This is a genomic window from Thermodesulfovibrionales bacterium, assembly GCA_035622735.1.
In the GTDB taxonomy this organism is placed as follows: Bacteria; Nitrospirota; Thermodesulfovibrionia; order Thermodesulfovibrionales; family UBA9159; genus DASPUT01.
Map to the genome: position 1 here is coordinate 1 of DASPUT010000123.1, position 11,738 is coordinate 11,738.

Annotated in this window: 9 protein-coding genes; 4 read left to right on the forward strand and 5 right to left on the reverse strand. The window is 52.5% G+C overall.

Annotated features, from left to right (window positions below; translation table 11 throughout):
- Positions 1–187 precede the first annotated feature (187 nt).
- The 4 genes from VEI96_06845 (at position 188) to VEI96_06860 (ending at position 4,695) form a co-directional block, all read left to right on the forward strand.
- Positions 188–928 (forward strand): nucleoside-diphosphate kinase, encoded by a 741-nt coding sequence (locus tag VEI96_06845; protein ID HXX57701.1) that lies wholly within the window; start codon positions 188–190, stop codon positions 926–928.
- Between the two features lie 212 nt (positions 929–1,140).
- Positions 1,141–3,579: an ATP-dependent Clp protease ATP-binding subunit gene (locus VEI96_06850; GenBank protein ID HXX57702.1), complete on the forward strand. Its 2,439-nt coding sequence runs from the start codon at positions 1,141–1,143 to the stop codon at positions 3,577–3,579.
- Positions 3,580–3,643: 64 nt separating this feature from the next.
- Positions 3,644–4,171, forward strand: coding sequence for a TlpA disulfide reductase family protein (locus VEI96_06855; protein ID HXX57703.1), 528 nt, complete (start codon positions 3,644–3,646; stop codon positions 4,169–4,171).
- A gap of 8 nt (positions 4,172–4,179) precedes the next feature.
- Positions 4,180–4,695, forward strand: a complete 516-nt coding sequence (locus VEI96_06860; protein HXX57704.1) for a DUF4416 family protein — start codon at positions 4,180–4,182, stop codon at positions 4,693–4,695.
- Between the two features lie 74 nt (positions 4,696–4,769).
- On the opposite strand, the gene proB is transcribed toward VEI96_06860, so the two are convergent.
- The 5 genes from proB to VEI96_06885 all read right to left on the reverse strand — a co-directional run bounded on the left by proB (position 4,770) and on the right by VEI96_06885 (position 11,563).
- Positions 4,770–5,867: a glutamate 5-kinase gene (gene proB, locus VEI96_06865; protein ID HXX57705.1), complete on the reverse strand. Its 1,098-nt coding sequence runs from the start codon at positions 5,865–5,867 to the stop codon at positions 4,770–4,772.
- Positions 5,868–5,989: 122 nt separating this feature from the next.
- Positions 5,990–6,994 (reverse strand): GTPase ObgE, encoded by a 1,005-nt coding sequence (gene obgE / locus VEI96_06870; GenBank protein ID HXX57706.1) that lies wholly within the window; start codon positions 6,992–6,994, stop codon positions 5,990–5,992.
- 263 nt (positions 6,995–7,257) lie between these two features.
- A complete protein-coding gene (rpmA, locus tag VEI96_06875; protein ID HXX57707.1) occupies positions 7,258–7,533 on the reverse strand; it encodes a 50S ribosomal protein L27 in 276 nt (91 codons plus the stop codon).
- Between the two features lie 2 nt (positions 7,534–7,535).
- On the reverse strand, positions 7,536–7,853 hold the full coding sequence (gene rplU / locus VEI96_06880; protein HXX57708.1) for a 50S ribosomal protein L21: 318 nt from the start codon (positions 7,851–7,853) through the stop codon (positions 7,536–7,538).
- A gap of 101 nt (positions 7,854–7,954) precedes the next feature.
- On the reverse strand, positions 7,955–11,563 hold the full coding sequence (locus VEI96_06885) for a DUF748 domain-containing protein (GenBank protein ID HXX57709.1): 3,609 nt from the start codon (positions 11,561–11,563) through the stop codon (positions 7,955–7,957).
- Positions 11,564–11,738: the final 175 nt, after the last annotated feature.

Genomic DNA, 11,738 nt, shown 5'->3' on the forward strand with positions numbered 1-11,738 from the left:
CGTCTATCTCGGGGTTCCCGCAGTACTCGGAAGAGACGGCATCGAGAAGGTGATAGAACTGGATCTCACCAGGGAAGAGAGAGCGGATTTCGACAAGTCGGTCTCGGCTGTCAGGGACCTCTTAGCGAAACTCGGCTTGTAACCGCAGAACGACGAATCACTAGAAACCGGAGAAAGGTACCCTCGTATGAAGAGAGAAGAAATCGAGCAAACCCTTGTATTGATTAAGCCGGATGCCCTGAAAAACTCACTGACGGGATATGTACTTTCTCAGCTTTCGGAATTTCATACCGGCTTGCGTTTTGCCGGGGCGAAAATAGTTCATGTGCACAGGATGCTTGCCGAGCAGCACTACGCCGAACACCGGGGGAAGGTCTTTTATCCTTCACTCATAGAATACATTATGGGGCTCATCCATTATCCCGATGAACCGGAGAGGCGCAGGGTGATAGCGCTCGTCTATCAGGGTAAGGGCGCTGTACAAAAAATACGGGATATCTGCGGACCGACCAATCCCCATGCCGCCAGAGAAACGAAGCCGGGATGCATTCGCGCATTGGGAACCATCGTTCCTCTCAAAGACGCTTCCGGCAAAGAGATCGGTGAACGGATGGATAACCTCATCCACGCTTCTGCTACCGCCGGCGAGGCTGAACGTGAAATCAAACTCTGGTTCAGACCGAGCGATTTCCCCCCGTTCATGCGGCTCTTTCCCGCCGAAGTGAACGAAGAAGCTCATTACTATTTTAAGGATGGCAGGCTTCACACAAAGCATATCCGTGGGAGCGTTTGCCTCGTCGCTCCCGGTGATATTGTTTGGAAATCCGACCTCGACACCTTGCGCGCCCCTGATCAAGCCTCGCCGACTCCTTCCTCTATTGAGACGGTGGCCGCCAAATACCTCATTAACTACTATCCTGAAGGATAGGAAGTCTCTTTTTCGGGAGTCACCGGACGTCTCTCTTTGCCCGCCAGAATAGCTGAGGATACCCGGACAGAAGACGTGCACCAACGTGGCCTTTTTATGCCGGGTTTAGACCCCTCGTCGCTCCTCGAGCGTCCGTCCGCGGCCCGGCAATTTCCGTCTATTCGGTTGACTTTCACTCCGGAAAAGCAGTATTATTTTCATAGGAGGTTACGATGTTTGAGAAATTCACCGAGAGAGGCAGAAAGGTAATCATCTATGCCCGCGAAGAAGCCGAAAAAAGGCAGAATGATTACCTCGGCACAGAGCATCTTCTCTTGGCTCTCCTGAGAGAGGAAGACAGTCTTCCCATCGCCATCCTGAAGAAGATGGGCCTTTCTATCGAAGACCTCTTTATGGAGATAGAGCGAAGCCTTCCCTCCGGAACAAACATCCTCACCTTCGGGGACATTCCCTTTACCCCGCGGGCAAAGAAGGTCCTGGAACTTGCGGTTGAAGAGGCGCGGCTCCTCGGCCATAACTATATCGGCAGCGAGCACCTCCTGCTCGGAATAATCCGTGAGGAAGAGGGAATAGCTGGCAAGATCCTGAGAAACTTCGGGGCAAATCTTCTCGGTGCACGTCAGTTAACGATCAATCTTTCGCTGAGGACCCAGACGCACGTGAAAGAACGGAAGAGCACCACACCGGCCCTTGATGAATTCGGCAGGGATCTGACGCAACTCGCCAAGGCCGGAAAACTCGATCCGGTCATCGGCAGGGAGGACGAAATCGAGCGTGTTTTACAGATCCTCGGACGACGGATCAAGAATAATCCCGTTGTCATCGGTGAACCGGGTGTCGGTAAGACCGCCATTGTCGAAGGCCTCGCTCAGAACATCATATCCGGCGATGTCCCGGACAACCTTCTCGGAAAACGCATCGTCTCTCTCGATCTCGGCGCCCTCATCGCGGGAACCAAGTACCGCGGCCAGTTTGAAGAGCGACTGAAGATCGTCATGAAAGAGATAACCCAGTCCGACAACGTGATACTCTTCGTTGATGAATTGCATACCCTCATCGGTGCGGGTGCGGCAGAGGGTTCCGTCGATGCCTCGAGCATGTTGAAACCTGCCCTCTCACGCGGAGAGATTCAATGTATCGGGGCCACGACACCCGATGAATACAGAAAATACATCGAAAAAGACAAGGCGATGGAACGCAGATTCCAGCCGATTTACATTCAGTCGCCCTCTACGGAAACGACGGTACATATACTGCAGGAGCTGAAGCCCAGATACGAGACGCATCACAGGGTGAAGATGAGTGAGGACGCCATCACGGCGGCGGTGAAATTGTCAGACCGCTATATCTCCGACAGATATCTCCCCGACAAGGCGATAGATGTCATTGACGAAACCGGATCGAGAATCAAATTGAAACGGTCTACGTTACCTGCAGAGATAAAGGAAATGGAACAGGAACTGCTCAGGCTCTCGAAGGAAAAAAACCTTTATGTCAAGCTTCATGACGTGGAGCGGGCCACTGCCATACGGGGAGAAGAGGAGAGGCTGAAGAGGCTCCATGACCAGACGCAGAAGCGCTGGAAGGAGAACCTGAACAAGGAAATCCCTGTCGTCACCTCGGACGATGTGGCCTATACGGTCTCGAAGATGACCGGCGTCCCTCTCTTTAAGCTGGAAGAGCGGGAGTCGGAAAAACTGATACGAATGGAAGAGGCGCTTCACGAAAGGATCATAGCGCAGGACGAAGCCATTAAGGTTATATCGCGGGCGATTCGGCGTTCCCGGTCAGGGTTGAAAGACAGAAAGAAGCCGATAGGATCGTTCTTCTTCCTCGGCCCGACGGGAGTCGGAAAAACGGAACTCGCAAAGGCTCTCGCGGAGTTTCTCTTCGACGACGAGAATGCGCTTATCAAGGTCGACATGTCCGAGTATATGGAGAGGTTTAATGTGTCGCGGCTTACCGGCGCGCCTCCCGGTTATATCGGGTATGAAGAGGGCGGCCAGCTGACGGAAAAGATACGAAAGAGACCTTATTCCGTCGTGCTTTTTGACGAGATCGAAAAGGCGCATCCGGACGTATTCAACATACTCCTCCAGGTCCTTGATGAAGGCGTTCTTACGGACAGTTACGGCAGGAAAGTCGACTTCAAGAATACGGTCATTATCATGACGTCAAACCTGGGCGCGCGGATCATAGAGAAGGCGACCCCCCTCGGTTTTCACACGAATACTGCCGAGGACGCATACCAGAAGATAAAAGAGAATGTCCTGAACGAACTGAAGAGAACCTTCAACCCCGAGTTCCTCAACCGTGTTGATGAGACGGTCGTCTTCCATCCCCTTGACAAGGAGCATTTGATGTCGATCATTGACCTGCTGGTGAACGAATTGAACAAACAGCTCATCGATCGAGAACTCTTCGTGGAGGTGGATCAGGCGGTAAAGGAATGGATCATCAACAAATATTACCAGCCTGTATATGGTGCAAGACCGATGAGAAGGGCGATACAGAAGTCCATAGAGGACCCCCTCGCCGAGGATCTCTTGAAAGGCAGGTTTAAAGAGCCCCAGCGGATTAGAGTCGTCCTCGAAGCGGATACCCCGGTCTTCATCGGTGCCGAAGATGCTGCCCTGTTGTCAGTGAACTGATCAGCCTCCGAAAAAAGATTCAGAATCCGGCTTAACTTCACCACATCGAGAAGGAGTTTGAGCGTTGAAAAGAAAGAGCCTTGTCTTGATAGTAATCCTCCTTTCGGGGATTGTAGTCTTCTTCCTTACGTTCAAGAAGGAGGAGACACCCGAGAGAGCGCTCACGGTAGGCCTCGACGCGCCAGAAGTGGCTCTCGGCGACACATCGGGCAAGCGTTATACCCTCGCTGAACTCAGGGGTTCCGTCGTCTTTATTAACTTCTGGGCCTCCTGGTGCCAGCCATGCATAGAGGAAATGCCTTCCATTCAGGCTATCTACGGCCGTTTCAGGGGGGATAATCGTTTCCGCATGCTCACGGTCCTTTACAGAGACGACTACGGGAAGGCGATAGACTACCTGAAGGGGAAACAGTATGATTTCCCTGTCCTGACGGACATCGGCGGGATGACGGCTAAAGCTTACGGAGTGACGGGCGTCCCAGAGACCTACATCGTTGACAAGAAAGGGGTTCTCAGAGAAAAGGTGATCGGTCCTGCCGATTGGAGTTCTCCGCAAGCTGTCTCCCTCATAACGAATCTCCTGAATGAATAGTCCCGCGAATGGGAACACCATCGCCGCCCGAAAGTGTCATCCTCTTTGTCGGGGCTCTTTACCTGAAGGAGGGTTCTTTAGCCTCAGCCGAAGAAAAGCTCGGTGAACATTTCGGCGAGGTCGCCATGGAGAGTCCTTCTTCGGAATGGTCTTATTCAGATTACTATAGGGAGGAAATGGGCTCTCCGCTCAAAAGATCTTTCATCTTCTTTCGAAAGGCGATCGATCCCGGAAGACTCGCTGATATAAAACTCCTGACGAATGACATTGAACGCCGTTTATCAGCGGGCGGGCGAAGGACCATAAACCTCGATCCCGGTTATCTCACGGCTGCAAAGGTGGTCCTTGCGTCGACAAAGAATTACTCCCACAGGATATATATCGGCAAAGGGATTTATGCCGAAGTTACCCTGATTTTCCGGGAGGGTAACTATCAGCCGCACCTCTTTACCTATCCTGATTATGCGAGCGAGAAGGTGAGGGAGATTTTCGAAAAGGCTCGGAATTTTCTGAGGACGCCGTGACATTATGATGCCGGTCCCTTGAGTCGTCTTCCGAAAAAGATTAGGGTAACTGTCATGGTCTTGAAGTATCTTGACTAAAGGAGTACGAGATTGTCTCTGTGAATAACCTCATCGGAATACCGGTAACCGAGGAGGTTCTCGATCTCGGTTGTCTTTTTCCCTTTTATCTGTTCTATTTCGGCGGAGGAATAGTTGACGAGTCCGGAAGCGATGCGCTTGCCGCGTGAATCAAGACAGTAGACCGCATCCCCTGACTCGAATCTTCCCGAGACCGAAACAATCCCTGAGGGGAGGAGACTCTTTCCTCCCGAAACGAGGGCATTGACCGCGCCATCATCGAGAGAGATGCTCCCCCTCGATCTGCAGCAATGCGCGATCCAGCCCTTTCTTGATGACATCCTGGATTTGCGGACCCTGAACTCGGTCCCCTCCTTCATGCCCTGAAGGAGTGAAGAGACGGCTCCTCTGCGCCTCCCGTTGATGATATTCACCGTAATCCCGTTGTTCACGGCCCTTTTTGCGGCGAGCACCTTGGAATACATGCCGCCGGTGCCGACCATCGTCCCTGCGCCTCCCGCCCTGTCTTCGAGTTCCGACGTAATCTCCTCCACCACCCCTATCAACTTCGCATCGGGGTTCCTCCTCGGATCCTCAGAGAAGAGGCCGTCGACATCGGAAAGAATGATGAATCGTTCCGCACCGATGAGGCCCGCCACGAGGGAGGCGAGGTGGTCGTTGTCACCGAACCGAATCTCGTCGGTAGCCACCGTATCATTCTCATTGATTATCGGCACAATCCCACGGGAGAGCAGTGCAATGAGCGTATTCCGTGAGTTGATATACCGCTTCCTGTCGGAGAAGTCATCACGGGTAAGGAGAATCTGGGCAACCTTCTTGCTGTGGACGCCAAAACACTTTTCATATGCCCAGATGAGACTGCTCTGGCCAACCGCAGCAGCCGCCTGTTTGAGGATGATATCCTTCGGTTTTTCCTTGAGATCGAGTTTCTTCATCCCCGCAGCAACGGCGCCGGATGACACGATGACGACCTCATGGCCCCTATTCTGTACAAGAGCGACATCATCGGCAATGAACTTGACCCTGTCCATGTCGAGGCCGCCGTTTTCTCCCGTCAGGATATTTGAACCTATCTTTACGACGATCCTCTTCATCTCACCTCACCGGATAGAGCGAGAAAGCCATTCTCGCGAACACAGGGCATGGCAGGATGTTCATACGACAGCCGCGAAAGCCCCTGAAGAGGCCGCTGAGATCCCGGTAAAGAAGAGTCCCGTCATCCTGGAGAATCAGATATTGTCTGAGCGACATACTGTATGAGCTCCTTTACCCCTTTCCCGGTAACTGCCGAGAGGGCAAAAAAACGGATTCCCTTATCATTACAATATCGGGAGAGTCTGTCAAGCCTCTCGTTGTCGGCCACGTCAAGCTTTGTGGCGACGACAATTCGAGGCTTCTCGACGAGCCTTTCACTGTAGAGACCAAGTTCCCGCTCTATCTTCAGATATTGGTCGACAGGATCACCAGTTGCCAACACCGATATATCAACGAGGTGCAGAAGGAGAGACGTGCGCTCCACATGGCGGAGGAACTGGAACCCGAGTCCAACCCCCTTATGGGCTCCCTCAATGAGACCGGGGATGTCAGCAACGACAAAACTCCGGAAGTCTTCGAGTTTGACAACGCCGAGATTCGGCACGACCGTCGTGAAAGGGTAGTCCCCGATCTTCGGCCTCGCAGAGGAGACTGCAGAGATAAGAGTGGATTTGCCGGCGTTCGGAAGTCCGATCAGTCCCACATCAGCAAGCAGCTTTAACTCTATCGTGAGGGACCTCTCTCCTCCCTCTTCTCCGCTCTGTGCAAACCTCGGCGCCTGACGCGTGGGTGTGGCAAAATGGGCATTCCCGAGACCTCCCCTGCCGCCCCTGGCGACGATCGCCTCTTTTCCTTCCCTGTCAAGGTCGGCTATGACTTCACCGGTCCCTTCGTCCTTAACGACGGTCCCCACCGGAACGGGGATGGTGAGGTCATCCGCATCCTTGCCATGCATATTCTTTCCCATTCCGTGTTCGCCGTGCTTTGCCGTATACTGACGCTGATATCGCAGGTCGAGGAGGGTATTCATGTGTTCAGTAGCCCTGATGATAATATGGCCGCCTCTGCCTCCGTCACCTCCGTTGGGTCCCCCCTTCGGGACGTACTTCTCCCTCCTGAAGCTCACACAGCCCCTTCCACCATCCCCGGCCTTGACGCGGATCTTTACATAATCGACAAACTGCAATGAGAGATCCCCCGACTCACGACCTACCGGCTCTCCAATGGAAAGGATTACGAAGTACTCTCATACGAAACATGAATGACCCTTGTGAGGATCGCACATACACGTCGACATGTGAAGGTGCAAGACGGACATCAGTCGCCCCTCGATTATCCATAAACACTTTGAACCTTTCATTGCTCGGTATTCTCTTTAACGTATGAAAAAGGAAGAAAATAAAAAAGGCGGTCAAAAACCGCCTTCAGAGGTCCATGGGGATTCGCGATCTAACTCGCGGCAGTCGCTTCAGCCACCGGATATACGCTTATCTTGAGACGGTCCCGGTCCTTCCGCTCGAAGGTCACGATTCCATCAACCTTCGCAAAGAGGGTATAGTCCCTGCCCGCACCGACATTGTTCCCCGGATGGTACTGGGTGCCCCTCTGTCTCACCAAGATATTCCCGGCCTTCACAAATTCTCCGCCGAACTTTTTCACGCCGAGTCTCTTCGCCTGACTGTCACGGCCGTTCCTCGAGCTTCCGACTCCTTTCTTATGCGCCATCTCTATCCTCCAACACTGATTTCTTTAATCTGCAGGATGGTATAAGGCTGCCGGTGTCCCCTGAGCTTCTCATAGACCCTGCGCGGTCTCTTCTTGTAGACAAGGACCTTGTCGGCCTTTCCCGTGCCGATCACCTCGGCCTTAACCTGAGCTCCCTTGACATAGGGCGTTCCGATCACCGTTTTGGACCCATCGATAATCGCAAGCACTTTCTCGAAATCCATAACAGCACCGGTCTCCGACTGAAGCAGGTCGACCTTTATCGTCTCCCCTGAGGAAACACGATACTGCTTGCCAGATGCTTCTATAATCGCATACATCCTCTGTTCACCTCCGAAAGTCTATTAAACACTATTTCTGCGCAAAATGTCAATGAATGTGCGGCCCCTCCCATCCGTCCGTTCGGGTGGCGCGCGACCTTCTATTTCAGTCTGAAATCAACTCGGCTATCCTTCAGCTTTTCATTTTTTTCGGGCTGAAGTGACTTCGGTTCCACAAGGAATATCCTTTCCGTTCCGACCTGCTTCGATTTCAGGAGATAATCTTCCGCTGCCTTGGCCCGTTGGGACGCGAGCGACCTCAGGTCATCATCGCTCACCTCGAGGTGGGTGAGCATGAGTTTCTCCATCTCCGGTACGGGCAGGTCTTTGGCGATCCCGATGATATTTCTCGGTTTCGGAAATTTTTCCTCTTTATACGCCATCTTCAGATACTTCGGGTATTCTTCGTCTCCCACAACAACTTCGTCCACGGGAACCGCCGTCATGCCCTTCTTTGCCATCTCCTTCAGCTTCTGCGCCTTGATCTTCCTCTTGAACAGATGCTGCCGCAGTCCCTCCCTGTCTTTTTCGGGGTCCACATGTCCCTCGATTTCGAGTTTCAGCGAAGGCCGGTCATAAAGCGCCTTTTCCAGCGCGTCGAGCTTCTTGACGCCCTCCTCGGAGATCGAGAAACTGCCATAGTCAAAAACAAGGTAGCTCAGTTCTTCTCCGCTGCCTCCGAAAAGGGCGCCGAGCAAAGCGAAAGGAGAAGTGGCTGCCTTTGTGAGGAGATTCAGGAGAATTTTGATAATGACCTTTCCGAGGCTGAATTTTGGATCATCGATGTATCCCGTGACAGGCAGGTCGAGGTCGATCTCCCCCTTCCTGTTCTTGAGGAGAGCGATGGCGAGCCGCACCGGCAGCTTCGTCGCATCGGGGCTGTCGACTTTATCACCGAGCGTGAACTGGTCGAGGAACACCTTGTTCTGGGAATCGAGTTTCTTCTTCACGATCAGGTACTGGAGAGAGAGGGAGAGTTTGCCTTTCTGGACGGTGTACCCTATGTACTTGCCGGCATAAGGGGACACCGGGCTCAGATCCATATCCTTGAAATCCATTTTCAGATCGATATAGAGGTCATCCTTGAGCGGGTTTATTTTGCCCGTAATCTCCAAAGGGGCGGAGTTCTCGAGTTTCCCCCGAAGATCGACATCGGCAACCGTATTCTCCTCCGAGGAGAGACCTGATACCCTTCCCCCTATCTCGAGCAGGTTTGCGGAGAAGTTCGGCTCTATATGCCTGTCGGAAAAATTGATCGTGCCTCCCTGCAGGGTCACCTTCTCGATCTTCATCGGCCCTCTCGATCCCTTCGCCTCACCAGTATCGGGGGCCTTCACCTCCTCCTTCGTGCCGGGAGCCTCAGTCTTTCTGGTTCCCTCTTCCATGATGTCCTGAACATTGAGCGAGCCGTCCTTATTGATGATAAACCGAGAATAGAAATCGGTGAGCGCCACCTCATCTATCTTGATACGGAGCGGATTATACCCGACGCTTATCCCGCTGAGATGGAGCGAATTCCATTTCAGGAAATCCTCGGCGTTCAGTTTGTCCATTGATGCGAATTCCGTTAAGGCCGTATCCCCCGTATAGACGGCTGACAGACCTTCGCCTCCGGAAGCGAGGGAGAGCTTTCCCTTTGCTGACAAGGCACCGCTCGTCACGATAATCTTGATCCTGTCGGTGAAATAGGATTGTGCGGGCATGATGTCGATGCCTTTGAGATCCAGGGAGAGGTCAGCAGACAGGGGATCGATGCTCACCGCACCGTTAGCGGAGAGGGATCCTTTCTTGTTCAAGGAACACGCGAAAGACATCCTTCCCTTGTGGTTTTTTGCCGTCGAGAGGTCTGTTCCTCTCAACCTTATCTCATGTATAAGTACATTCACCGGCTCGGACGGCACGAGATCTTCGAACCCCACCGAATAGCGTTCCACGGCCAGCTTCTTTGCCATCATCATCCAGGGCTTATCCTTCTTATCCTTATTCTTATCCTTATCCTTATCCTTGCCCTTCTCCCTCGATGCAATTTCTTTCTCTTCCCCTCCATGAGCGGGAGGCATAAGGGTGGCCAGATTCACTGTCCCGTCCTGCGCCCGTTTCACTTTCAGAACACCTTTCTCTGTCGAAATTCCTCCGACAACGAGTTCCTTTTTTGAAAGATCGACAGAGGTATCTCCCACTGAGACAACCGGTATCGTAAGAAAGCCCTCTTTCTCGTCACGCTTTCTGAGCGAGAGAGAATTGAGCGTTATCTCCGCTTCAGTGAGCAGTATCTCCGGTTCCGGTTCCTTCATGAAGAAGGCGTAGCGGGTTTTCAGATCAAGGTCTCCCTTATCTATATCGAAGAGGACATTCCCGCTGTAGTAAGGCGCATACTTTCTCAACAGTATCTTGTTCAGTTCGAACGTGCCCTCCGATCCGAGGGGATCCACGGTAAACTCCCCTGTGATCTTCATCCCTTCCCCTGCCTCCGTGGCCAGACTGAGCCCGATCGCCGATTTCTTGTTCAGTCTATTGCTGAAATGATCGATCTTCACATTCACGTTTTCGAGCACCGTCTTGAAGGCGTCTCTCCTCGACAGGTCCGAAAAAGAAATCCTTCCGCCGACGAGGATGATCTCATCGGCATCGAAGACCAGAACCGACGCCTCCTCTTTCCTCTTCACGACATACCCTTTCTTAGGGATGAGCGATTGCACGTTCATCGTTCCCGATTTTTCGAGAACGAGATCGATTTCAGGCGATTGGAAGGCGGCGTGCTTCAGGTGAACCTGTTTCGACATCACATCAGCCGACTCAATGACGATTTCGTGGGATGGCAGATAGATGAGAGGAGCATCCTTCTTGTCGACGATTCGTATCTTCGTGAACTCGATGGTTCCCTTCGCAAGAAGGGTCGGAGGTCTATCCCTGTACTGCGTATAGGAAAGGGCCATCTTGGTATTCAGGGACCCGGACAATAACTTGAAATTCACTTCAAAGGGAATATAGGAGAAATAGTAGGGAAGGTCGAAGTCTTTAATGTCGACGTTGAAAACCGTCTCGCGGGAATCCTTGAAGGGTTTCGTCTGGCCGTTGAATGAGACCGGCTCGCCGTTCAATTTAGCCTGGAAGGTCGGCTGAACAAAGGTCTCGATATAGTAGGGGAGGGTCGACAGAAAGGGGATCTTTATCGTGAGTTCTCGCACAGTATGCTTTGTATGTTTTGGTCCGTCCCAGAAATCGAGGCTCCCGTTCAGTATCTGGATGTTATTGATCGAGAATCGGAGCGGTTTTGCCGGGCCGGCTTTCTTCGGCTCCTGCTCCACGATGAGATCGGAGAAATTATAGGATTGGTCTTCATTGCGGACAATGTTCACGAAGGGCCGGGTAATCCGCAACTCCTTGAATATCCATCCGCGCTTCAGAAGGGACACGCTCTGGAGGTTCAGATAGAGCTCGTCGAAGGAGAGAAAGGTCCCTGAGGAGGTCCGGTCCTTAACGGTAAATCCCTTGATGTCCACCGAAAGCACAAAAGGGTTTACCTTTATCTGTTGTATGGCGACGCTGCGATGGAGCGACTCCGACAATTTTTTCGTGAGCACCGACTTCAGAACCGGTGGCATTACGAAAAATCCTATGAGGGCAAAAAAGACAAAAAATATCGCTATCCCGAAAAGGATCTTCCTGAGAAGCTGCACCGATGGCATTTTCAGTGGTAACCGCATCATGGCAATTCCTTATTTTCCGAAGACGGTCTTCAGGAGGTCCGTCACCCTCGCGGCGGGATCGGTCCTGATCTTCTTCTCTTCCTGGCCGACCATATAGTAGAGCCCGTCCATCGCCTTATTCGTCACGTAGTGGTCGAGGTCAACCGATTCCTTGCCCATGAAGGGAAGCGACTCG